The organism is Corallococcus sp. AB011P (assembly GCF_003611605.1).
GTDB classification, from domain to species: domain Bacteria; phylum Myxococcota; class Myxococcia; order Myxococcales; family Myxococcaceae; genus Corallococcus; species Corallococcus coralloides.
Map to the genome: position 1 here is coordinate 1,064,406 of NZ_RAVX01000001.1, position 22,906 is coordinate 1,087,311.

Here is a 22,906-nt window from a genome sequence, read left to right on the forward strand (position 1 = left end):
AAGGCCGATTCCTACGTCTTCTTCAGCTTGTCGCCCACCGCGCCGAGCAGCTGGTCGAAGGACTCGGAGAACAGCCGGATGCCGTCGGTGGACAGCTCGTCCGTCACCGTCTTCATGGAGATGCCGGCCGCCTCCAACTGGCGCATCGTCGCCTCCGCCCCGGGCAGGTCCTCCTCCAGGCTGGGGCGCACCTTGCCGTGGTCCCGGAACGCGTCGATGGTGGCGGGCGGCATGGTGTTCACCGTGTCGCGGCCGATGAGCTCCTCCACGTAGAGCACGTCGCGCAGCTTCGGGCTCTTGGTGCTGGTGCTCGCCCAGAGCACGCGCTGCACCTTCGCGCCCTTCGCCGCGAGCGCCTTCCAGCGGGAGCTCCCGAAGACCTCCTTGAAGGTGCGGTAGGCGAGCTTCGCGTTGGCGATGGCCACCTTGCCGCTCAATCCCTCCATCGCCTTCTGCTGCTCCGGCGTGGCGCCCGCCTTCAGCTTCTTCTCAATCTCCTTGTCCACGATGGCGTCGATGCGGCTGATGAAGAACGACGCCACGCTCGCCACGCGGCTCACGTCCCCGCCGGACGCGGCGAGCTTCTCCAGGCCGGAGACGTAGGCCTCGGCGATCTCCTTGTAGCGCTCCTGGCTGAAGAGCAGCGTCACGTTGACGTTGATGCCCTCGGCGGTGAGCTGCTCGAAGGCCGGCAGGCCCGGAACGGTGCCCGGGACCTTGATCATCACGTTGGGCCGCGACAGTGTCTTCCACAGCCGCCGCGCCTCCTCCAGCGTGCCGTGCGTGTCCAGCGCCAGCCGGGGGGACACCTCCAGCGACGCGTAGCCGTCCTGGCCCTTCGTCGCGTCGTACACGGACTTGAGGAGGTCCGCGGCGCCCTGCACGTCGCGCACGGCGAGCTGCTCGTAGAGGTCGTTGCCGGAGAGGCCCTTGCCCTTCGCCGCGTCGAAGAGGTCCTGGTAGTCGTCGCTGCCCGACACGGCCTTCTGGAAGATGGTCGGGTTGGAGGTGAGCCCCTTGAGCCCGTCCTCCTCGATGAACTTCTTCAGCGTGCCCTTGGTGATGTAGCTGCGCTGGAGGTTGTCCACCCAGACGGATTGGCCGAACTCGGCGAGCTGTCGCAGCGGATTCATGGATTCTCCCGGTGGGGGCACAAGGCTCCCAGATGGCGTTGCTTCAATTTGCGCATGCCCTGTCGCCCACGTCCGGCCGGGCGGGCAGGCACTCGCGGATTCTGCCTGTGAACAGGGCCGGCGGGGGGCAACGCTTCTCGCAAGCCGGGGCAGTCAACACAGTAGCGGGGGCACACCCCTGGCCCCCCAACCCGGGAGCGAAACGATGGCGGACACCTTGGCGGACCTCGCGGCGCAGCTGCGCATCGACAGCATCCGCTGCACCACGGCGGCGGGCTCGGGCCATCCCAGTTCGTCCATGTCCGCGGCGGACATCATGGCCGTGCTATTCCAGAAGTACCTGCGCTTCGACTTCCAACAGCCGAAGGCCCCCAACAACGACCGCTTCGTGCTCTCCAAGGGCCACGCCTGCCCGGTCCTCTACTCCGCCTTCAAGGCGGCGGGCGCCATCGACGACCGGGAATTGCTCTCGCTGCGCAAGTTCGGCAGCCGGCTGGAGGGGCACCCGAACCCGCACGTGCTGCCGCTCGTGGACGTGGCCACCGGCTCGCTCGGGCAGGGCCTGGCCGTGGGCGTGGGCATGGCGCTTGGCGCGAGGATGGACGGGCTGCCCTTCCGCACCTACGTGCTCATGGGCGACAGCGAGACGGCGGAGGGCTCCGTGTGGGAGGCGTTCGACAAGGCCGGCCACTACGGGCTGGACAACCTGTGCGCCATCATCGACGTGAACCGCCTGGGACAGAGCCGCGAGACGGAGCTGGGCTGGAACCTGGAGGCCTACGCGGCCCGCGTCCGCGCCTTCGGGTGGAACGCCGTCACGCTGGACGGCCATGACCTGGACGCCATCGACCGGGCCTTCGCCGAAGCGCAGGCGAAGAAGGGCCAACCCACCTGCCTCATCTGCAAGACGGAGAAGGGGCGCGGCTCCTCGCTCATCGCCAACCACGATGGCTGGCACGGCAAGCCGCTGCCGGAGGACAAGGCGAAGGACGCCATCCGCGAGCTGGGCGGGGAGCGTGACGTCCGCGTCCAGGTGAAGAAGCCAGAAGCGCTGAAGGCCACCGTCCAGGACAAGGCCTCGCCGTTGCAATTGCCCACGTACGAGGTCGGCCAGAAGGAGGCCACGCGCAAGGCGTATGGCGACGCGCTCCTGGCGCTGGGCAACGCCCGGCCGGACGTGGTGGCGCTGGACGCGGAGGTGTCCAACTCCACGTACTCGAACGAGTTCCAGAAGGCGCACCCGAAGCGCTACTTCGAGATGTTCATCGCGGAGCAGAACATGGTGTCCAGCGCGGTGGGCATGGCGGTGCTGGGCAAGAAGGCCTTCGTCAGCACCTTCGCGGCCTTCCTGTCGCGCGCCTATGATCAGGTGCGCATGGCGGCCATCTCCAACGCCACGGTGCACCTGTGCGGCAGCCACGCGGGCGTGTCCATTGGCGAGGACGGCCCGTCGCAGATGGCGCTGGAGGACCTGGCGATGATGCGCGCGGTGGGCGGCAGCACGGTGCTCTACCCGAGCGACGCGAACCAGACCGCGAAGCTGCTGGCGCAGGTGCTGGAGCGCCAGGGCATCACCTACCTGCGCAGCACCCGCGAGAAGACGCCGGTGCTCTACCCCGCGACGGAGGACTTCCCCATTGGCGGCAGCAAGGTGGTGCGCCAGTCCGATGAGGACGTGGCGACGGTGGTGGCCGCCGGCATCACGCTGCACGAAGCGCTCAAGGCCTACGAAGCGCTGAAGAAGGACGGCATCGCGGTGCGCGTCATCGACCTGTACTCAGTGAAGCCGGTGGACGCGAAGACGCTGCGCAAGGCCGCGCGCGAGACGCTGGGGCGGCTCATCGTGGTGGAGGACCACTGGGCGGAAGGGGGCCTGGCGGACGCGGTGCTGGAGGCCTTCACCGGTGAGCGCGAGCAGCTGCCCATCGTGGTGCGGCTCGCGGTGACGAAGATGCCCGGCTCCGGCAAGCCCGCGGAGCTGCTGAACGCCGCGGGCATCGACGCCGGGCACATCGTGGAGGCCGTCACCTCGCTGAGGGAGGAGACGACGGCCCGGGGCGGGGACGGCCGGGGAAGGCCGTCCGAGAACGCCTGGGGCCACACGAACGCTTGAGCCCCGGGGAGGCTCAGGGCTTCGGGTCCAGCCGCTCGGCCGCGCGCGCCGCACCCATGGAGCGCGCGTAGTCCAGCGCGGTGCGTTTGTCCGCGTCCCGGGCTCTGTGGTCCGCGCCGCGCTGGATGAGCAGCTCCATCATCTCCAGCTTGTCGAACATGGCCGCGAACATCAGCGGCGTGCGGCCATCCGGGCCCGTGCCGTCCACGTCCGCGCCAGCGTCCAGGAGCACCGTGGCGATGGCCTCGTTGCCCTTGAAGGCCGCGCCGGCCAGGGGCGTCTGTCCGGCGCCGTTGGGCTGCTCCGGGTTCGCGCCGCGCTCCAGCAGCAGGCGCGTGGCCTCCACGTGGCCGTGGTAGCTGGCCAGCATCAGGAGCGAGTCCCCCCGCTCGTTGCGCACCCCCACGGGGAGCCCGGCGTCGAGCAGTTCGCGCAGCTTGCTGGCGTCCCCCGCGCGCACGACCGTGAATGCGTCCCTCACTGCGGCGTCGTCTTCGGTGCCCGGGGTTGAACCCGGGTTCTTCGGGTCGTTCGTGGGGCTCATGGTCGGTGTTCCTTCCTAGTAGGACCTCCGTGCCATGTCGATATCCCGGGGCGCATCCGACGAATCGGAAACTCCAAATCGAAACAGTTCCTGGCGTCAGTAGGGGGCGCAGTGGATGCCCACGCAGTTGCCCGCGCCATTGTCCCGCGCGACGTTCCCTCCTCCGTCGAAGGCAGTCGGCGCGTAGATGCCAAAGCCCGTGTTGTGCAAGGCGACGTTGCGGATCAGCGTGGGGGTGTTGGGCTCCGGAACCCGGAGGCCGTCGCCGTCGTTGCTCAGGAATTGATTGCCGCGGACGATGCCAATGAGCGGGTAGGGGACGTACGCCGGGCGGTCGGACAGGGTCAGGCCGCCGGCGTTGTCAAAGAAGGTATTGCCGTCGATGTAGACCGTTTCGATCGCGGCCTGGAGACCCGTGCCGTTGCTGACGACCCACGAGTTGATCATCGAGAGCTTGAGCGGCTGCCACTCCAGAGTGGTCGCGAGCGCGGCGTTGTTCGCGATGAGCGTGTTCTCGAACCGCAACTCGCTGCAGAAGAGGGGGCCCACGAGGTCCGCCTGGCTCCCGCCCACCGCGGTGTTCCAAGCGAGCGTGCTCGACCTGAAGCGGACATTGCCATCCACGCAATTGAAGACATCTCCATTGGACGTGAAGATGGAGTCGAGCACGTCGAGGGAGTGGTAATACAAGAATGCTGCATGCTCATTGTGGGTGAAGACCGAAGCCCTCACGTCAAACGAGCCGCTGGACATCTCGACCTCGCCGGTCAGCCCGGTGCCGTTCCCGCTCACGAAGCACTCCGTGATGAGGAAGCGCGTGGAGCTCCGGTTCACGACGGCGAACCCGTTGCCGAGGAGGGCGAGCTTGTGCAGCCGCAGCTGGCCGGTCCCCGGCTGGCTCACGATCCCGATGAAGAAGCCGCGAACGGTGCCGTTGCGCACCATGCTGTTGGCCTCGACCAGGATCCCCCTCGAACTCAATGGCTCCGGACCGGTGCGGCGGACGGTGTGTCCGCCAAGATCGAGGACGATGCCATCGCCGGCGACCCGGAGCGCGAAGGGGGCCGTGGCCGGGCAGTCGAGATCGTGCGTGAGCTTCGTGTGTTGGGTGAGGGTGTCACCGCAATGGACGTCGCCGCCTCCGGGGTTGAACGCAACCTGGGCATCCACGGCGGACCGCACCGGGTCACTGGCCTGGGCGGTGGGCACTCCCGTCAGCAATGTGACGAGGGTCACGGCGACCACGACTCCGCGAGTCTGCTGCATGTTGCCTCCCTGGACCGGAGGCTTCCGGCCACTGGCGGAGATGCTAGCCACAGTGCTTCGGGTGGCTCCTCCCCCCGGCGGGGGCAGTGCGTCCGCCGGGGCGTGACAGTCCGACCGCGCGGGAGGGATGGGCGGCAGGCGCCTCTCCAGTACGGACGTCCGCGCTCACGTGTCCAGGAGAGGCCCGCGGCGGAGCGGAGCGTTCAGGTGGGGCCGTACAGCTCCGCCGTCGCGAGGTCGGTGTGGGTCTGATCGTCGATGCCCCCCGTGACGAGCACCCTGCCGTCGGGAAGCAGCGCCGCCGTGTGGTTGAAGCGGGCTTGCGCCATGGAGCCGGCCGCGCTCCAGGTGCCCGAGGCCGGGTCGTACAGCTCGGACGTCCGGTCGGGAACGCCCTCGGTGTAGGTGCCCCCGGCGACGAGGACCTTGCCGCCGGGCAGCAGCGTCGCGGTGTGGCCGGCACGGGCCCTGGCCAGGGTGCCCGTCACGCTCCAGGTGCCCGTGGCCGGGTCGTACAGCTCCGCCACCAGGCCGCCCACGGCGAGGACCTTGCCGTTGGGCAGCAGCGTCGCGGTGTGACGGGGGAGCGCGGTGCTCATGGACCCCGTCGCGCTCCAGGTGCCCGTGGCCGGGTCGTACAGCTCCGCCGTCGCGATATTGACGGTGCCGTCGTGCCCCCCCGCGACGAGGACCTTGCCGTCGGGCAGCAGCGTCGCCGTGTGCTCGGAGCGACGCGTGGCCATGGGGGCGGTCGGGCTCCAGGTGCCCGTGGCCGGGTCGTACAGTTCCGCGCTCGCCAGGGTGCCGTTGTCACCGCCTCCTCCCGTCACGAGCACCTTCCCGTCGGGCAGCAGGGTCGCGGTGTGCAGCCAGCGGCCTCTTCTCAGGGAACCGGTCCCACTCCAGGAGGCCGAGGCCGGGTCATACACCTCCGCCGTCGCGAGGATGTCGCTCGCGAGTCCCCCCGCGACCAGCAGCCTGCCATCGTTCAGCAGCGTCGCCGTGTGCTGGGAGCGAGGCTCGGCCAGCGTGCCCGTGGGGGCCCAGGTGCCCGAGGCCGGGTCGTACAGCTCCGCCGTCGCGAGATATCCGAAGATGGAGCTGCTGTAGCCACCCGCGACCATCACCTTGCCGTTGGGCAGCAGCGTCGCCGGGGCCGCGTAGCGTGACGAGCTCATGGAGTCCGTCCGGTGCCAGGGGCCCGTCGGGCCGTACAGCTCCGCCGCGCCGTGAACACGGCTGTCATTGAGGCCGCCCGCCACGAGCACCCTGCCGTCCAGCAGCAGCGTCGCGACGTGGAGGTCGCGGGCGGTGAACATGGATTCGGTGGGAGTCCAGGTGCCCGGGCCCGGGTCGTACACCTCCGCTGATGCGAGATAGATGGGAACGCCGTTGATGAACTGGAGTCCTCCGGCGATGAGCACCTTGCCCTCGGGCAGCAGCGTCGCCGTGTGCGAGATGCGAGGCGTGGCGAGGGCGCCGGTCTGGCTCCAGGTGTCCGTGGCCGGGTCGTACAGCTCCGCCGTCGGTTCTCCCACGACGAGCACCCTGCCATCGGGCAGCAGCGTCGCGGTGTGACCGATGAACGCGGCGACCATGGTGCTCGGAGCGCTCCAGGTGCCCGTGGCCGGGTCGTACAGCTGCGACGTCGTACGGGGGACTTCATTGTCGTCCCCGCCCGCGACGAGCACCTTGCCGTCAGGCAGCAGCGTCGCCGTGTGGAAGGCGCGACGCGTGGCCATGGGCGCGGTCAGGCTCCAGGTGCCCGTGGCCGGGTCATACACCTCCGCTGTCGCGAGAAAGCCCTGACTGAATCCCCCTGTGACGAGCACCCTGCCATCGGGCAGGCGCGTCGCCGTGTGGCCATAACGCGCTTCCGCCAGGGCGCCCGTTCCGCTCCAGAGGCCCGTGGCCGGGTCGTACACCTCCGCCGCCGCGAGGACGTCGCCACGGTATCCCCCGGCCACGAGCACCCTGCCGTCGGTCAGGAGCGTGGACGTGTGCTGGTTGCGCCGCTCCGCCATGGAGCCTGTCTGGCACCAGGTGCCCGTGGCCGGGTCATACAGCTCCGCGGTCGCGACGAACTCGAAGAGGTCATCGTTGTAGCCACCCGCGGCGAGCACCTTGCCGCTGGGAAGCAGGGTGGCCGTGAACGCGTAGCGTGACGACGTCATGGAGCCCGTCGTGGCCCAACCCCGCACCGGACAGACCGGAAGGCCCGTCACCGCGAAGCTCCGGATGGCCGTGAGGCCGAAGGCATTCGTCACGGTGACGGTGATGGACGGGGGCGTGCCACCGCTGGCGCAAGGGGGCGCCGTCCAGGTGACGCGGCTGTGCGTGGAGTCGCCGGTCGGCGTGCCCAACGTGCCGGTGCTCGCGTCCCAGGAGAAGGTGAGTGCGGAGCCCTGCGGGTCGCTGGCGGCCACCTCATAGGTGAGCACGTCGCCCGGGTCGGCGGTGTTCGCGGAGCGGTAGGAGCGGAGGATGACGGGCGCCAGGTGCGTGGTGGGCGGCGTGTTGCTGACACACAGGGCGACGGTGCCCGTGGTGTGCCCGCCGCGCCCGTCGGACACGGCGACGGTCAGGCGGCAGTTGTTGCAGGCCCCGGCCGGCACGAGCGAGGGCGTGAATTCGCCGAGGGCGGAGCTTGAGTCGGTCCAGGTGCCCGCGCACGACGCACTCCAGGAATAGGAGAGGTGGTCCCCGTCCAGGTCCGTGGCCAGCGCGAAGACCGTGGTCATCTGCCCGACGGAGAGTTGCGTCGCCGTCGCGGTGATGGAGGACACCTGGGGCGCGCTGTTGAAGAAGATGGACAGTTCGGCCTCACCCTCGCCCTCGGGCAGGACGTTGACGACCAGGAGGGCGCTGGAGGCCAGGCCTCGCGAATCGGTCACCGTCAACGTGAGCGTCTGGAGCCCGGTGGAGGCAGGCGCCGTCCACGAGGTGACGGGCTCGGTGGTCGATGCGAACGTGCCCCCGGTGGCGCTCCACGCGTAGCCGAGCGTGTCACCCGGGTTCGGGTCATGCGCCGAGGCATACAGGGAGACGGTGCCTCCGGCCGCCACGGTGCTTGGGTTCGCCGCTACGAAGTCGATGATGGGCGCTTCGTTCTCGAAGGGCGGCGGGGGATTGAGCTGCTGGAGGGTGATGGCGACGAGGGTCGTCTGGTCCGCGAGGATGGAGATGCCGGAGGCGGAGCCCTCGAAGCGCAACGTGCCCCCGGCATCGAAGGCCTGCGCCAGGAAGGTGCGGTCGGCGCCCGCCGGAATGTTGCCAATGATTCCGCCCCACACCCCGTTCGTGGGCGCGAGCTCCACCGACACGGAGGGAATGCCCGCTCCCCCGGAGGTGACGACGACGCGGGTGATGTCGGATGCGAGGGATTGGTGCGCGGCGACCATGAAGCGCGCCGTCCCCGCCTCCTCGGATGAAGCACCGCAGCCCGCGAACAGCGCTGCCACGAGCACCAGCATCAGGTGCATGCCTGCTCTCTTCATGAACGTCCCCCTCCTTGTCGCGATAGTGATTGGGCGGACTATCCGGGATGGAAGACATTGCCGCCTATGACCCGGGCAGGTGGCCCGCCGTCGCTTGCCGGACGACGGGGGCTCCCTGTCGTCAGTAGGGGGCGGCAGGGGCCTTCACGTCCGCGGAGGTATGCCCTTCCAAATCCAAAGGGCAATCCCATCCCCGGAATCCAACAGACGGCAACGCTTCCGGCCAATGGCCCGAGGGCCGGTGGCGACACCACCCTATCCGCCCCCTCTCAATCCGAGGTGATGGACATGCACGGCTCGAGGTCATGCTGGAAGCTGTTCCTGCTGCTGACGCTGGGTGGGCCGCTGGCGTGCGAAGTCGCTCCGCCCCCGCGCACGTTGCCAATGAAGGCACCCGCGAGCGGGGACACGGACGACGCGAAGTCGCCGGAGACGACCGAGTCCCTCCAGGCGTCGGCCATCTTCGAGGCCACGTTGCGAGAGGAGGCCACGTCGGCGCCCGGCCGCCTGAAGCCCGTGGAGCGGCTCGGCAAGCTGCTCTTCTTCGACCGCCGACTCTCCGAGCCCATGGGCCAGGCCTGTGCCGTCTGTCATGGCCCCGAGGTGGGCTGGACGGGTCCCAGCCTGCTCATCAACCTCACCGGCTCTGTCTATGAAGGCGCCGTGCGCGGGCGCTTTGGCAATCGCAAGCCGCCCTCGTCCGCCTATGCCACGCAGGCTCCCATCCTCCACCGGGTGACGCCAGGACAGCCCGACTTCGTGGGCGGCAACTTCTGGGACGGCCGCGCCACCGGCGAGGAGCTGGGCAACCCCGCCGCGGATCAGGCGCAGGGTCCCTTCCTCAACCCGGTGGAGCAGAACAACCCCAGCGAGGCCGCGGTGGTGGCCAAGGTCTGCGGCGGCCCGTACGGCGACCTCTTCCGGGCCGTCTGGGGCGCCCGCATCTGCGGCGACGTGCCGCTCGCCTATGACAACATCGCGAGGTCCATCGCCGCGTACGAGGGCTCTCGCGAGGTGAACGCCTTCTCCTCGAAGTACGACGCCTACCTCGCGGGCCGCGCGCGGCTCTCTTCGCAGGAGCAGTGGGGCCTGAAGCTCTTCGAGGGCAAGGCGAACTGCGACAACTGCCACACGAGCCAGCGAGGCCCGGGCGGCGAGCCGCCGCTCTTCACCGACTACACCTTCGAGAACCTGGGCGTGCCGCGCAACCTGCTCAATCCCTGGTACTGGCAGCTCCAGTTCAACCCGGACGGGCCCTTCTGGATCGACCTGGGCCTGGGGGGCTTCCTCCAGACGCGCCAGGATTACGCGCCCTCCGCGCGCGCCAACCTGGGCAGGGTCAAGGTTCCCACCCTGCGCAACGTGGACAAGCGCCCCTTCCCTGGCTTCACCAAGGCCTATGCCCACAACGGCTACTTCAAGAGCCTCGAGTCGGTCGTCCACTTCTACAACACGCGCGACGTGCTGCCGGTCTGCACGGGGAGCACGTCTGGGATGCCTGGCGTGGACTGCTGGCCCATGCCGGAGGTGGGGCTGAACATCAACACGCGGGAGCTGGGCAACCTGGGCCTGTCACCCCAGGAGGAGCAGGCCATCGTCGCCTTCCTGCGCACGCTCTCGGACGGCTACTTCCAGTGACGGGCGGGCTCACCGCGCGCGGCGCTGCTGGCGGCTGAAGCGCTGCGCACCCTCGCGGGGGCGCTGCGCTCCGTGTGGCCCGGGGTGGGGAAGTCGAAGGTCAGCGCAGCGCCTTCTGCGAAGTGACGATGCCGTCCGCGTCCGCGTAGAGGTGGTGGCCTGGGGTGAAGGTGACGCCGGCGAAGCGCACCTCCACGTCGCGCTGGCCCTCGTTGCGCTTGCCGCTCTTGAGCGGGTGGGTGCCCAGCGCCTTCACGCCGATGCCGGTGCGACCCACCTCCTCCGCGTCGCGGATGCAGCCGTTGACCACCACGCCCGCCCAGCCGTTCTTCTGGCCCAGGGCCGCGAGCACGTCACCCACCAGCGCGCAGCGGCGGCTGCCTCCACCATCCACCACCAGCACGCGGCCCTGGCCGGGCTCCTCCAATGCCTTGCGCACCAGGGAGTTGTCCTCTGGCGCGCGCACGGTGCTGATGGGTCCAAAGAAACTCTGGCGCCCGCCATAGTCCTGGAATCCCGGCTCGGCGACCTGGAATTGCGGAGTTCCCGAGTGGGCGTCGCAGAGATCCGCCGTCTTGATGTCAGGGGTATCGCTCATGATTCGTAGGATGCACGCGCCGGCCGGGTATGGCTGTGATTGCGCGTGCGGGTCCGCGTGCCTTGACCGTGCAATGTTCGAAATCCTATCGTCCGCGTCTTCCTGAGGGGGAAGTCCATGCAAATGCTGAAGTGGTTGGTGGGCGCGCTCGCGTTGCTGGTGGTCGCGTGTGGTGAGGTTTCTGGAACGTCCACGCCGGTGCTTCGCGACGGCGAGGGCCTGCTGGAGCTGCCGCTGGTGTCGACGTCGGCGGGGCGCAGCTACAAGCTGGTGGGCGCGACGTTCGCCATCACCGGGCCGCAGAACGCGACCATCACGGACACGTCCGCGGAGTCGGTGAGCCTGGCGCTCATGGCCGGGACGTACACCATCCAGATGAACGGTGAATGGCACGTGGAGCGCACGGACGCGCCGGGCGTCACGGTGCCTGTCACGCTGGTGTCGCCGAACCCGATGGCGTTCACGCTGGGCGAGGGTGAGACGCGCCCGGTGCGCTTCCTGTTCAAGGTGCCGGGAGACGGCACCGCGGACGTGGGCATCGGCGTGGACTCGGGCGGGTGGATTTCCGGAACCATCGAGTTCTGGGCCAGCCCTCCGCCGTACGGCTCCTCGAACATCTTCACCGAGCTGGCCGGGAAGAGCATGCCTTTCGTCATCAGCTATGAGTCGTCCACGGTGACGCGCTCGGTTGAGTACGGTTACAAGCGCGTCACTGTCGAGACTGCGCCTGTGACCTTCCAAGTGGGAGGCCCGGTGAGCGCGGCCCTCCAGGAGCAGGTCATCGCCGCCCTTCAGGGCCGTTCGATGAGCTTCTTCATGGAAGCCGCTGGCTCGTCCAACGTTTCTCTGGGCCAGATCGTCCTGGAGAACCTGGAGAGGGGCATCCGGTTCTCGCTCTACCCGTTTGCGCCAAACATGGGTTTGAGCGCGGACGGCTATCCGCTTCTGCAGTCCGCGGACATCATCGGGGGCGCCGCGAGCTTTGACGCCTTGAGCGCTGGGGGCATTGACGGCGAACTCCGCAGCGGCACGTTCGCGCCGCGGTAGCACGCACCACCGCGCGCCGTTCCTTCGTGGAAACGGCGCGCGGCACCGGACTTCCGCCGGGATAGATTCCGGCGGATGACCGACCGAAACACGGGCGACCGGACGCTGGACGCGCTGTTCCAGAACAACCGCCAGTGGGCCGCCTCCATGGTGGAGAAGGACGCCGACTTCTTCCGGAAGATGGCCGGCCACCAGTCGCCCGAGTACCTGTGGATTGGCTGCTCCGACAGCCGCGTGCCGGCCAATCAGATCGTCAACCTGATGCCCGGCGACCTGTTCGTCCACCGCAACATCGCCAACGTCGTCGTGCACACCGACCTCAACGCGCTGTCGGTGTTGCAGTTCGCCATCGACCTCTTGCGCGTGCGGCACATCATCGTCTGCGGCCACTACGGCTGCTCCGGCGTGCGTGCGGCGATGGAGCGCAAGCGGGTGGGGCTGGCGGACAACTGGCTGCGCCACGTGCAGGACGTGCACCAGAAGCACGAGCGGTTCCTGCCGGAATCACTGCCACCCCGCGAGCGGCATGACCGGCTGGGCGAGCTGAACGTCCTGGAGCAGGTGCAGAACGTGTGTCAGACGACCATCGTGCAGGACGCGTGGGAGCGCGGACAGGCGCTCACCGTGCACGGGTGGGTCTACAGCGTGGAGGATGGCCTCCTCCATGACCTGGGCCTGACGCTCAGCGGCCCGGACGAGCTGGCCGCGAAGCTGCCCCAAAGCCTCGCGCGCTACGCGGCGGCACGGTAGGCGCACCGCCGCGAGCCCGTCCGCTCAAGGCCGGATGGCGACCTTGAGCACGCCGTCCTTGCGCTGGCTGAACAGCTCATACGCGTCGCGGATGTCCTTGAGCTGGAAGCGGTGCGTGAAGAGCGGCGTGAGGTCCACGCGCTTCGCGCGCACCACCTCCATCAGGCGCCGCATGCGCTCCTTGCCGCCCGGGCAGAGCGTGGTGACGATGCGGTGGTCCCCCAGCCCCGCGGCGAAGGCGTCGTAGGGCACCTGGAGCTTCCCGGAGTAGATGCCCAGGCTGGACAGCGTGCCGCCCGGGTTGAGTGTGCGCAGCGCGCTCTCGAAGGTCTGCTGCGTGCCCAGCGCCTCGATGGCCACGTCCGCGCCGCCGCCGGTGAGCCGCTTCACCTCCGCCACCACGTCCTGGTTCCGGAAGTCGAGCACCACGTCCGCGCCCAGCTTGCGCGCCATGGCCAGACGCGCTTCGTCCCCGTCCACGCCAATCACCAGCGACGCGCCCATGAGCCGCGCCCCCACGGTGGCGCACAGGCCGATGGGCCCCTGCGCGAACACCACCACCGCGTCCCCAATCCTCACGCCGCCGGACTCCGCGCCGCTGAAGCCCGTGGACGCGATGTCCGCCAGGAGCAGCACCTGTTCGTCCTTCAGCTCGTCCGGAATGGGCGCCAGGTTCGCCTGCGCGAAGGGCACGCGCACGTACTCCGCCTGCACGCCATTCATCGTGTTGCCCAGCCGCCAGCCGCCCAGGGCCTCCAGGCCCTCGCCGTGGCCGCACTGGGACGCGTGCCCGGAGAGACAGCCCCGGCACTGGCCGCACGGCGTGATGGCGCCCACCAGCACGCGCTGCCCCACCTGGTAGCCCGTCACTCCCGGCCCCAGTTCGTCGATGACACCCACCATCTCATGGCCCACGGTGAGGCCCGGCTTCACCGGGTACTCGCCGCGCAGGATGTGCACGTCGGTGCCGCAGATGGTGGTGAGTGTCACCCGGACGATGGCGTCGCCCACGCCTGCCTTGGGCCGCTCCACCTCCTCCATGCCCAGCTTCTGGGGGCCTTGGAACACGGTTGCCTTCATGGCTCACCTCGTCTGTCTTTCAGGTGCGCGGCATGCGCACCGTCACCGCGGGGCGGTCGCTGCGGGCCATCACCTGCTGCGCCACCGAGCCGAGCACCATCCGGCTCACTCCCGTGCGGCCGTGCGTGCCCATGCACACCAGGTCCACGCAGTGGCGTTCGGCCGCCTGGGTGATGACCGCCGCGATGTCGTCGCCCTTGAGCACCGACAGCTCGACCTTGTGGCTGCCGTTGTGTTCCGGGGACGGTACGCGCAGCTCCAGTTGATGCCGCGCCGCTTGGAGCTCCTCGGGCGTCGCCTGCGCGGGCTCCACGTGCAGCAGGTGCACCGTGCCGCCCGGTGGGGTGATGGCGAAGGCGTAGGCGATGGCGCGGTCGCCGGCCTCGCCGAAGTCCGTGGTCGCGAGCACCGAGCGCACCCGGGGAGTCTCCTGCTCCAGCCCCTGCTCCGCCGCGCGCACCGGCACGCTGACCACCGACATGGGCGCCAGCCTCCGCGCGGATTGGGACACGCTCCACAGCTTCGCGAGCGCCCTGCGCTGGTGCGTACCCACCACCAGCAGGTCCACCTGTTCCTCCGTGGCCAGGGCGATGAGGTGGTCCGCGATGCGGCCCAGCCCCGGCTCCAGCCGGGACCGCACCGGCAGGCCCTCCGCGCGCAGGGGCTCCAGCAGCGAGTCGGACTCGCGCTCCAGTGCCTGTCGCAGCTCCGGGGACATGTCCTTGTAGCTGTGCGGGTGCACCAGCCCCAGCCGCTCCGCCTCGCTGCCCACCCAGACGATGCGGCCTCCCACGACCTCCACGGGGCCGACCTTCGCGAGCCGCTTCACCCACTCCCGGGCGACCTCGAAGGGCCTGGAGCGGTCCACGCCCAGCATGAGCCGCAAGGGGCGCTCGCCGCGCGCCCAGGCCTCCAGGCCCGAGCCTTCGCGGACCACCAGGAAGGGGACCTCCAGCAGCTGGGCCATCCGGTCGACCGTGCCCCCCAGGCCCCGGAAGGGCGTGTCCTCGCGCGGCGCCCCGGTCACCACCCACTGGAGGCCGCGCTTCGCCACCAGGTCCCGCAGCTCCTCTTCCGGCTCTCCCGTGAGGAGCACGGAGTCGACCTGGATGCCGGTGGACCGCAACCGGTCGCGTTCGTCGCGCAGCGTGGATTCGGCGGTTTCGCAGATGGCGTCCCCGAAGGTCCGCACCAGGTTCCCGGACAGGACGTGCACGAGGCACAGGGGCACGTTCAGCCGCCGTGCGAGCAGCGCCGCGATGTCACAGGCGCGCCGGGCGTCTTCCGAGAAATTGGTCGCGCAGGCGATGGTCATGGCCCCTCCGTGCAGTCGCCTCTCCAAGCTAGTCACCGCGCAAGCGCGGCATGTCCCACGCGGAAGCAGCGGACGCGGCGCACGCCAGGTCCCTCTCGATGGGCTCACGGGGGCCGGACGCGTTGACGACGCCCATGCAGGACCCCAGCTTCTTCCGGGGGCGTCATGCGAGTCCTGGTTCCGGTCGATCGCCTGCCTCATGGCTGGGAAGATGTGCGCGGTCTGGAGGCGGAAGAGGTGCTGGCGCGCCGCGCGCGCTATGGCCGCAACGACGTGCGAGGCCGGCCTTCCCGCTCCGCGCTCCAGAGCCTGCGCGAGGCCGGAGGCGACCCGATGCTCTGGTTCCTCGTGGGCACGAGCGCCCTCTACTTCGCCCTGGGCGAGCAGGTGAATGCGGTGGTGATGCTGCTGGCACTCGTGCCGCTGCTGGGCATGGACGTCTTCCTGCACCACCGGACCCAGGCCTCCACCGAGGGCCTGCGCGGACGCCTGGCCGAGCGCGCCACGGTGTCGCGCGACGGCCGTGAAACGGAGGTGCCGGCGGAGGACGTGGTGCCGGGAGACCTCATGCGCGTGGAGGCGGGCAGCACGTTCCCCGCGGATGGCCTGGTCGTGCGGGGGCAGGGCCTGCAGTCCGAGGAGTCCTCGCTCACCGGCGAGTCGATGCCCGTGCGCAAGCGGCCGCTGGAGCGCCTCCCGCCCGGGGTGGAGCCGGCGGTGGAGGCGGTGCATTGGGGGCTCGCGGGAACGCGGCTGCTCACCGGGACGGCCTGGGTGCGCGTCATCCTCACCGGTCCGGAGACCCTGTACGGGAGCATCATCCGCTCGGCGGGGCAGGAGGCCCGGGCACGCACGCCGCTCCAGCACGCGGTGGCGCACCTGGTGGCGGTGCTGGTGGGTGTGGCGGCGGCGCTCTGCGCGGTGCTGGCGCTCGTCCGCCTGCGCCAGGGGTTCGGCTGGCTGGACGCGCTCCTGAGCGCGGCGACGCTCGGCGTGGCGGCGCTGCCCGAGGAGTTCCCGGTGGCCCTCACGTTCTTCCTGGGCGCGGGGGTGTACCGGCTGGCCCGGCGGCAGGCGCTGGTGCGGCAGGCCGTCTCGGTCGAGAACATCGGCCGCGTGAGCTGCGTCTGCTCGGACAAGACGGGCACGCTGACCGAGGGGCTCCTGCGGGTGACCCGGCTGCTGCCGTCACCCGGGACCACGCCGCGGGTGCTGCTGCGGACCGCGGTGCTGGCCTCGCGGGAGGAGGGGAAGGATCCGCTGGACGTGGCGCTGTTGGAGGCGGGAGCGCGGGACCTGCCGGAGCTGCCCGCTCCCACCCGTGAGGCCACCTTCCCGTTCACCGAGGATCGTCAGCGTGAGACGGCGGTGGTGCGGCAGGGGCCCGGGACGCTGCTCGCCGCCGTGAAGGGCGCGCCCGAGCGGGTGCTGGGCCTGTGCACATTGTCCGAGGATGCCCGGCGGGAGTGGGTGCTCCGCCTGGACGCGCTCGCGCGCGAGGGCCTCAAGGTCATCGCGTGCGCGAGCCGGACGCTGGACGCGGCGCACTGGCATGGCGGCGAACCGGAGCGGGGCTTCGACTTCCTGGGGCTCGTGGCGTGCGAGGACCCGGTGCGCGCGGGGGTGGAGGCGGCGGTGCGGGAGTGCCGCGACGCGGGGCTGCGCACGGTGATGGTGACGGGGGACCACCCCCGGACGGCGCTCGCGATCGCCGGGCGGCTGGGGCTGGGGGGCGAACATCCGGTGGTGCTCACGGGAGAGGACCTGGAGGCACGGCTGGCCGACACGGGCAGGGTGCCGCCCGTGGACGTGGTGGCGCGCGCGCTGCCTGCCCAGAAGTACGCGCTGGTGAAGGCGCTCCGGAAGGAGGGCGAGGTGGTGGCCGCCACGGGGGACGGGGTGAACGACGTGCCGGCGCTCCAGGTCGCGGACGTGGGCATCGCCATGGGGGAGCGGGGGACGCGGAGCGCTCGCGAGGCGTCCTCCATCGTGCTGCTGAACGACGACTTCGGCACGCTGGTGCGCGCCATCGCGGAGGGCCGTCAGCTCTTCTCCAACCTCCAGCGCTGCTTCCTCTACCTGCTGCTCATCCACATCCCGCTGGTCGGCACGGCGGCGCTGGTGCCGCTCTGGGGACAGCCGCTCTTGTACCTGCCCATCCACATCGTGTGGCTGGAGCTCATCATCCACCCCACCGCGATGCTGGCCTTCCAGGCGGCCGCGCGGCCCGGGCGGCTCACCCCGCTGCGCGCGAGGCCCGCGGCGCGCTTCTTCTCCTGGCGGGAGTGGACCCTGCTCTCGGCGGTGGGCGGGCTGATGGCGTGCGGGCTCGTCTGGGCCTATGCGCGATGTTTGTCGGAAGGGCACGACATCGAGCGCGCGAGGGCGGTGGCGATGGCCTCGCTCACGCTGGCGAGCGCCACCTTCGCGGCCGTGCTCACAAGGTTGCGGACCCGCACCGCGCGGTGGGTCTGCGCCCTGTCGCTGGGCCTCTCCGTGCTGCTCATCCAGGTGCCCGCGCTGGCCGCGCTCGTGGGGCTGCACCCGCCCACTGCTCGCGACTGGGGCCGGGTCCTCGTCGCCGTCGCCGCCGCGCTGGTGCCCCTGCTCGTCGCGGGGCCTCACGCGCGGGGCGGCCTGCTCCGGGGCCACCGGTGGCGAACCCGCCGGCGCACGCCGGCCCCGGAGACCTCATGACGCACCCGCCTCCCGCCACCCCGTCCGCGCCTTCCGCTCGGAGTGCGCCGCCCTGGTTCGCGAGGGGGCTCGCGGGGGTCGTCGCCGCAGCGAGCGCGTTCGCGGTCCTGCTGGGCGTGCTCGTGGTGGGCGGCTGGGCCCTGTCGCCCGCCACGGCCCCGGACCGCCCGTCTCCCTGGGACGGATGGGGCCTGCTCTTCGCGGGAGGCGCGCTCTGGCTGCTCCACGCCCAGGCGGCGCGCGGCGGGCCTCGCGCGGTGGGGCGGGCGCTGGCGACCGGGGTCGTGGTCCTGGGCGTCGCGGAGCTCACCCGGGATGCTCCGGGAGGTGGGCTGGGCCTGCTGCTCACGGGGCTGTCGCTCTGGACGTTGCACGTGCGCACGCGCCAGGGCGGGTACCCCGCGCGGTGGCTGGCCGCCTGCGCCGCACTGCTCGCGGTGTGGGGCCTCGTCGGAGGGGTGTACCAGGGGCACTGGTTCGGGTTGGCCCCCCTGAACACCGTGGTGGGAGCCTCCAGGGCGCCGGGACTCCCCCTGTCGCTGGGCCTGCTGCTGCTGTCGGGAGGGCTGCTCTCGCTCCACCCTGAGCGTGGGCTGACGGGCGTGCTGCTGCGCGAGGACCTCGGGGGGCACTCGGCGCGGCGGCTGCTGTTCGCGGTCCTGCTGCTCGTGCCCGTGGCGGGCGCCGTCCGGCTCCTGGGTGAGCGGCTGGAGCTCTACGGCACCACCGAGGGAGTCACCCTCTTCGTGCTCCTGACGATGGCGGCCTTCCTCGCCGTGGTCCTCTGGAACGCGAACGCCCTCTCCCGGCTGGACGCGAGCCGGCGGCGGGTGGAGCAGTCGCTGCGGCTGTCGGAGGCGCGCTTCGCGGGCATCGTCACCCACGCCGCGGACGCCATCATCTCCATCGACACCGAGCAGCACATCGTCCTGTTCAACGCGAGCGCCGAGCGCATCTTCGGCTACTCCGCGCGGGAGGTGCTGGGCCAGCCGCTGGACATCCTCCTCCCCGAGCATCTCCGGGCCGTCCATGCGGCGCACGTGCGGCGCTTCGCGCGAGGCGCGGCGACGTCCCGGCACATGGGCGAGCGGCTGCCCATCCTCGGGCGGCGCCGGGGAGGAGAGGCGTTCCCGGCGGAGGCCAGCATCATGAAGCTGGACGTGGAGGGCGTGCAGCGGCTCACCGTCATCCTCCGGGACATCAGCGCGCGGCGGAAGGCGGAGGACCTGCTGCGCCTGAGCGAGGAGCGCTTCCGCACCTCGTTCGAGGGCGCGCCCGTTGGCATGGCGCTGGTGGGACTGGATGGCCACTTCCTCCACGTGAACGCGGCGCTCTGCGACCTGGTGGGCTACTCGCGGGACGAGCTGCTCCGCCGGTCGTTCCAGGACCTCACCGCGCCGGAGGACCTGCCGGTGGACGAGCAGAACGCCGAGCGGATGCGCCGGGGGGAGCTGTCCTCCTTCCAGCGGGAGAAGCACTACGTGCGCAAGGACGGCCGCCGCATCGCCATCCTCATCTGGAGCGCGGTGGTGCGTGACACGCGGGGCATGCCGCTCCACTTCATCTCCCAGATGCATGACATCACGGAGCGCCAGGAGCTGGAGCAGGCCTGGCGTTTCCTGGCGGACGTGGGCCCTCGGCTCGCGGCGTCCCTGTCGTCCCGGACGACGCTGGCCACGGTGGCGGCGCTGGCGGTGCCGGCGCTGGCGGACTGGTGCGTGGTGGCCTGCCTGGACGCGAACGGACGCATCCAGCGGGTGGAGCACACGGCCGCGGACGCGGGCACGGAGGCGCGGCTGCGGGCGCTGGACGCGGAGTATGGACCGGAGCTCCTCTTGCCAGCGGCCCTCATCGCCTCCGTGCGGCGCACGGGAAGGCCGGTGTTGTTGCCGGAGGCTCCCCCCGGAATGCTCGACGCGACGACGGTGGACGCCGGGCACCGGGAGCAGCTGCGCCAGCTGGCGCCGCGCTCGGCCCTCATCCTGCCGCTGCGCAGCCGGGAGCGGAACCTGGGGGTCATCCTCCTCGCGACGTCCAGCGCCGGGCGCCGCTACGGAGCCCGGGAGCAGGCCCAGGCCGAGGAGCTGGCCCGGCGCGCCGCGCTCGCCATCGAAAACGCCGGCCTGTACGAACGGGCCGAGCAGGCCATCCGCATGCGCGAGGAGGTGCTGCGCATCGTGGCGCACGACCTGCGCACCCCGCTCAACGTCATCCAGCTCAGCACGAGGATGCTGGAGAAGCACCTGCCTCCAGACGACGGCGCCCGGCAGCGCCTGGAGGCCCTCCAGAAGTCGGTCCAGCGGGCGAACCGGCTCATCCAGGACCTGCTGGACGTGGCCCGGATGGAAGGTGGAAGCCTGTCGGTGGAGCGCAAGCCGCTGGAGGTGGGGCCGCTCATCCAGGAGGCGCTGGAGCAGCACCGGGGGCTCGCGGAGGCAAGGTCGCTCCTCCTCCAGGCCCACGTGCCGGAGGGCGTGCCCCGCGTCCTGGCGGATCCGGAGCGGCTGTCGCAGATCCTCTCCAACCTCCTGGGCAACGCGCTCAAGTTCACGCCCGAGGGAGGCCGCGTGCTGCTGCGCGTCCAGCCGGAGGCGGGGCAGGTCCGCTTCCTGGTGAGTGACACGGGCCCCGGCATCGCGGCGGAGGACCGGCCGCGCATCTTCGAGCGCTTCTGGCAGGCCGGACCGAAGCGCAAGGAGGGCGCGGGGCTGGGGCTCTCCATCGTGAAGGGGCTGGTGGAGGCCCACGGCGGTCAGGTCGGCGTGGACAGCGCGCCCGGCGTGGGCAGCACGTTCTTCTTCACGCTGCCCGCGGCGGAAGGCGCCCAGGCGCACGCCGGGACGTACGCCTGAGCGTGCCCTACCGGCACAGGGCGGACTCCAGCAGGAGCCGCCGCTCCGCCGCCGCCACGGCCGTCCGGGTCGCGCCGACGGCCGCGGGGTCCACGGAGACGGAGGTGATGCCCGCCCGGACCAGGTGCTCCGCGAAGGCGGGCCGGTTCGACGGGGCCTGGCCGCAGAGGGACGACGTGATGCCCGCCTCGCGGCTGGCCCGGATGATGCGGACGATGGCGTCCAGCACCGCCGCGTCCTCCTCGTCGAAGAGCTCCGCGCACAGCTCCGAGTCCCGGTCCACGCCCAGCATGAGCTGCGTGAGGTCATTGGAGCCGATGGACACGCCGGTGATGCCCATCCGTGCGTACTCGGGGATGCGGTAGACGACGGAGGGCACCTCCGCCATCACCCAGCGCTCCAGCCCGCGGTGGTGTCCCAGCGGGCTCTTCTCCACGGCCTCCAGGCACGCCTCCAGCTCCCACTTCGTCCTCACGAAGGGAATCATCAGGTGCAGGTTGGGCGTCTCGTCCCGCACGCGGGCGAGCACCTCCAGCTCCAGCCGGAACACCTCGGGCTCGCGCAGGTAGCGGTAGCAGCCCCGGAAGCCGATCATCGGGTTGGCCTCGACGGTCTCGAACTCGCCGCCGCCCTCCAGCCCCCGGAACTCGTTCGTGCGGAAGTCCGTGGTCCGGTACACGACCGGGCGGCCCCGGAAGGCGCGGGTGATGGTCAAGAGCGCCTGGGCCATCCGCTCGGCGAATTCGCGGCTGCGCCCCTGGGCGATGAGCTTGCGCGGGTGCACGCCGGCCAGGGCCTCGGTGAGCATGAACTCCGCCCTCAGCAGCCCCACGCCGTCCACCGGGAGCGCCGCCGCCTCCCGGGCCTGTCCCGGCAGGGCCAGGTTCACGTAGAGCCGCGTGCCCAGCGCCTCCGGCCCGCTGGCCTCCCGGGGCTGGGGCCCTGCATTGGGGGAGGGCGGCCCCACCACCGCCACGGAGGGCGCTTCCCGGGCAAGGCCCTCGCGCACGGTGCCGGCGGCGCCATCCACGGTGACCTCCTCCCCATCGCGCAGGACCTTCGTGGCGGTGCGCGTGCCCACCACGCAGGGCTTGCGCAGCTCGCGGCTGACGATGGCCGCGTGGCACGTCATGCCGCCGCTGTCGGTGACGACCGCCGCCGCGCGCCGCAGCGTGGGCACCCAGTCCGGAGACGTCATGGGCGCCACGAGGATTTCACCGGCCTCCAGCTTCGAGCCCTCCCGGGCGTCACGCAGCACCCGCACGCGGCCGGAGGCCACGCCGGGAGACGCGCCCAGCCCGCTCACCCGCGCCCGCTCCGAGGCTACGGCGGCCCCCGGAGCCTCCGGCGCGGCGGCGGCCCCCGTCGTCACCGGCCGCGACTGGACCAGATAGAACCGGCCGTCCTGCTCCGCCCACTCGATGTCCTGGGGCGCGCCGTAGTGCCGCTCCACGCGCAGCCCCAGCCGCGCCAGCTCCAGCACCTCCACGTCCGTGAGCACCCGCGCGTGGGCCCGCTCCGGAGGGAGCTCCTCGCGCTTCTCACGGCCCACGCCGTCGCGCACGAGCTGGAAGGACTTCAGGCCCACGCGCGTCTCCAGCAGGCGCGGCCCCTCACGGTCCACGACGTAGGTGTCGGGCTCCACCTGTCCACCCACGACGACCTCTCCCAGGCCGAAGGCCCCCTCGATGACGAGGTGCCAGCGGTTTCCGGTGGTGGGCTCCACGGTGAACATGACGCCCGAGCGCGTCGAGTCCACCATGGCCTGCACCACCACGGCGATCTCCGGCACCTCCGTGAGCCCCTGCGCCTTGCGGTAGGCCACCACGCGCGGGCCAAAGGCCGACGCCCAGCACGCACGCACGCGGTCGAGGAGCGCGTCATCGCCCGCCACGTTGGTGAACGACTCGTGCATGCCCGCGAAGGAGGTGGTGGCGGTGTCCTCCGCGGTGGCGGACGAGCGCACCGCCACCGCGGAGCACTCCCGCAGCCGGTGATAGGCGGCGAGGATGGAGGTGTCCAGCCAGTCGGGCAGGGGCGCCTCGAGCACGAGGCCGCGCAGGGACTCCGTGAGCTCGGTGAGCGACCGCGGATCATCTGGATCCACGCGCTCCCACAGCTCGCGCAACCGGGCGCGCACGGGCTCCATCGCCTGATGGAAGGCGGCGGCGGTGATGACGAAGCCCGGGGGCACGGGCAGCCCGGCGCGGGTCAGCTCCCCCAGGTTGGCGCCCTTGCCTCCGGCCTGGGCCACGTCCTCCCGGGACAGGGCGTCGAACCAGAGGATGGACGGGGGCGGGGCCGGTCGGGGTTCCGGTGCCCGGGCGGAAGGCTCTGGGGGAAGGGTCGGATCCATGGTCTTGGGCTCCTCGCGCT

14 protein-coding genes are annotated in these 22,906 nt (G+C 71.0%); 6 read left to right on the forward strand and 8 right to left on the reverse strand.

Going from position 1 to position 22,906, the window contains the following annotated elements:
* Nucleotides 1-11: 11 nt before the first annotated feature.
* Nucleotides 12-1,133 (reverse strand): transaldolase, encoded by a 1,122-nt coding sequence (gene tal, locus D7X30_RS04605; RefSeq protein WP_120561562.1) that lies wholly within the window; start codon nucleotides 1,131-1,133, stop codon nucleotides 12-14.
* A gap of 205 nt (nucleotides 1,134-1,338) precedes the next feature.
* On the opposite strand from tal, the gene D7X30_RS04610 reads away from it, so the two are divergent.
* Nucleotides 1,339-3,246, forward strand: coding sequence for a transketolase (locus D7X30_RS04610; protein ID WP_120561563.1), 1,908 nt, complete (start codon nucleotides 1,339-1,341; stop codon nucleotides 3,244-3,246).
* Nucleotides 3,247-3,259: 13 nt separating this feature from the next.
* Here the strand turns inward: D7X30_RS04610 and D7X30_RS04615 are convergent, their stop codons facing one another.
* From D7X30_RS04615 to D7X30_RS04625, 3 genes are all read right to left on the reverse strand, one after another.
* Nucleotides 3,260-3,790, reverse strand: a complete 531-nt coding sequence (locus D7X30_RS04615) for an ankyrin repeat domain-containing protein (protein WP_120561564.1) — start codon at nucleotides 3,788-3,790, stop codon at nucleotides 3,260-3,262.
* A gap of 96 nt (nucleotides 3,791-3,886) precedes the next feature.
* Entirely contained in the window at nucleotides 3,887-5,056 is a 1,170-nt protein-coding gene (locus D7X30_RS04620) for a right-handed parallel beta-helix repeat-containing protein (RefSeq protein ID WP_120561565.1), read from the reverse strand.
* 203 nt (nucleotides 5,057-5,259) lie between these two features.
* Entirely contained in the window at nucleotides 5,260-8,553 is a 3,294-nt protein-coding gene (locus tag D7X30_RS04625; protein WP_120561566.1) for a kelch repeat-containing protein, read from the reverse strand.
* Between the two features lie 288 nt (nucleotides 8,554-8,841).
* On the opposite strand from D7X30_RS04625, the gene D7X30_RS04630 reads away from it, so the two are divergent.
* A complete protein-coding gene (locus D7X30_RS04630; protein ID WP_233591377.1) occupies nucleotides 8,842-10,191 on the forward strand; it encodes a cytochrome-c peroxidase in 1,350 nt (449 codons plus the stop codon).
* A 100-nt stretch (nucleotides 10,192-10,291) separates the two neighbouring features.
* On the opposite strand, the gene rraA is transcribed toward D7X30_RS04630, so the two are convergent.
* Nucleotides 10,292-10,789 carry a ribonuclease E activity regulator RraA gene (rraA, locus tag D7X30_RS04635; RefSeq protein ID WP_120561567.1) on the reverse strand — a complete coding sequence of 166 codons (498 nt, stop codon included), beginning with the start codon at nucleotides 10,787-10,789 and terminating at the stop codon, nucleotides 10,292-10,294.
* Between the two features lie 117 nt (nucleotides 10,790-10,906).
* Here rraA and D7X30_RS04640 point away from each other — a divergent pair, with 117 nt between their 5' ends.
* Both D7X30_RS04640 and can read left to right on the forward strand, forming a co-directional pair.
* Nucleotides 10,907-11,836: a hypothetical protein gene (locus D7X30_RS04640; protein WP_147443107.1), complete on the forward strand. Its 930-nt coding sequence runs from the start codon at nucleotides 10,907-10,909 to the stop codon at nucleotides 11,834-11,836.
* A gap of 75 nt (nucleotides 11,837-11,911) precedes the next feature.
* Complete coding sequence (gene can, locus D7X30_RS04645; protein WP_120561569.1) at nucleotides 11,912-12,586, forward strand: carbonate dehydratase; 675 nt, start codon at nucleotides 11,912-11,914, stop codon at nucleotides 12,584-12,586.
* Nucleotides 12,587-12,610: 24 nt separating this feature from the next.
* Here the strand turns inward: can and D7X30_RS04650 are convergent, their stop codons facing one another.
* The gene (locus tag D7X30_RS04650; RefSeq protein ID WP_120561570.1) at nucleotides 12,611-13,666 is read right to left on the reverse strand and encodes an alcohol dehydrogenase catalytic domain-containing protein; all 1,056 of its coding nucleotides are present in this window, start codon (nucleotides 13,664-13,666) and stop codon (nucleotides 12,611-12,613) included.
* A 19-nt stretch (nucleotides 13,667-13,685) separates the two neighbouring features.
* Nucleotides 13,686-14,981 carry a universal stress protein gene (locus D7X30_RS04655; RefSeq protein ID WP_120561571.1) on the reverse strand — a complete coding sequence of 432 codons (1,296 nt, stop codon included), beginning with the start codon at nucleotides 14,979-14,981 and terminating at the stop codon, nucleotides 13,686-13,688.
* A gap of 165 nt (nucleotides 14,982-15,146) precedes the next feature.
* Between D7X30_RS04655 and D7X30_RS04660 the strand changes: the two genes are divergently transcribed.
* Nucleotides 15,147-17,678: a cation-transporting P-type ATPase gene (locus D7X30_RS04660; protein ID WP_120561572.1), complete on the forward strand. Its 2,532-nt coding sequence runs from the start codon at nucleotides 15,147-15,149 to the stop codon at nucleotides 17,676-17,678.
* On the forward strand, nucleotides 17,675-20,530 hold the full coding sequence (locus D7X30_RS04665; protein ID WP_147443108.1) for a PAS domain S-box protein: 2,856 nt from the start codon (nucleotides 17,675-17,677) through the stop codon (nucleotides 20,528-20,530). Before D7X30_RS04660 ends, D7X30_RS04665 begins: the two co-directional genes overlap by 4 nt.
* A 7-nt stretch (nucleotides 20,531-20,537) precedes the next feature.
* Here D7X30_RS04665 and ppsA read toward each other — a convergent pair whose 3' ends face one another.
* Nucleotides 20,538-22,886, reverse strand: a complete 2,349-nt coding sequence (gene ppsA, locus D7X30_RS04670; RefSeq protein WP_120561574.1) for a phosphoenolpyruvate synthase — start codon at nucleotides 22,884-22,886, stop codon at nucleotides 20,538-20,540.
* Between the last annotated feature and the right edge of the window lie 20 nt (nucleotides 22,887-22,906).

Coding starts and splice junctions, on each gene's coding strand:
- tal (WP_120561562.1), bottom strand. CDS start 1,133: ATGAATCCGCTGCGACAGCTCGCCGAGTTCGGCCAATCCGTCTGGGTG.
- D7X30_RS04610 (WP_120561563.1), top strand. CDS start 1,339: ATGGCGGACACCTTGGCGGACCTCGCGGCGCAGCTGCGCATCGACAGC.
- D7X30_RS04615 (WP_120561564.1), bottom strand. CDS start 3,790: ATGAGCCCCACGAACGACCCGAAGAACCCGGGTTCAACCCCGGGCACC.
- D7X30_RS04620 (WP_120561565.1), bottom strand. CDS start 5,056: ATGCAGCAGACTCGCGGAGTCGTGGTCGCCGTGACCCTCGTCACATTG.
- D7X30_RS04625 (WP_120561566.1), bottom strand. CDS start 8,553: ATGAAGAGAGCAGGCATGCACCTGATGCTGGTGCTCGTGGCAGCGCTG.
- D7X30_RS04630 (WP_233591377.1), top strand. CDS start 8,842: ATGCACGGCTCGAGGTCATGCTGGAAGCTGTTCCTGCTGCTGACGCTG.
- rraA (WP_120561567.1), bottom strand. CDS start 10,789: ATGAGCGATACCCCTGACATCAAGACGGCGGATCTCTGCGACGCCCAC.
- D7X30_RS04640 (WP_147443107.1), top strand. CDS start 10,907: ATGCAAATGCTGAAGTGGTTGGTGGGCGCGCTCGCGTTGCTGGTGGTC.
- can (WP_120561569.1), top strand. CDS start 11,912: ATGACCGACCGAAACACGGGCGACCGGACGCTGGACGCGCTGTTCCAG.
- D7X30_RS04650 (WP_120561570.1), bottom strand. CDS start 13,666: ATGAAGGCAACCGTGTTCCAAGGCCCCCAGAAGCTGGGCATGGAGGAG.
- D7X30_RS04655 (WP_120561571.1), bottom strand. CDS start 14,981: ATGACCATCGCCTGCGCGACCAATTTCTCGGAAGACGCCCGGCGCGCC.
- D7X30_RS04660 (WP_120561572.1), top strand. CDS start 15,147: ATGCGAGTCCTGGTTCCGGTCGATCGCCTGCCTCATGGCTGGGAAGAT.
- D7X30_RS04665 (WP_147443108.1), top strand. CDS start 17,675: ATGACGCACCCGCCTCCCGCCACCCCGTCCGCGCCTTCCGCTCGGAGT.
- ppsA (WP_120561574.1), bottom strand. CDS start 22,886: ATGGATCCGACCCTTCCCCCAGAGCCTTCCGCCCGGGCACCGGAACCC.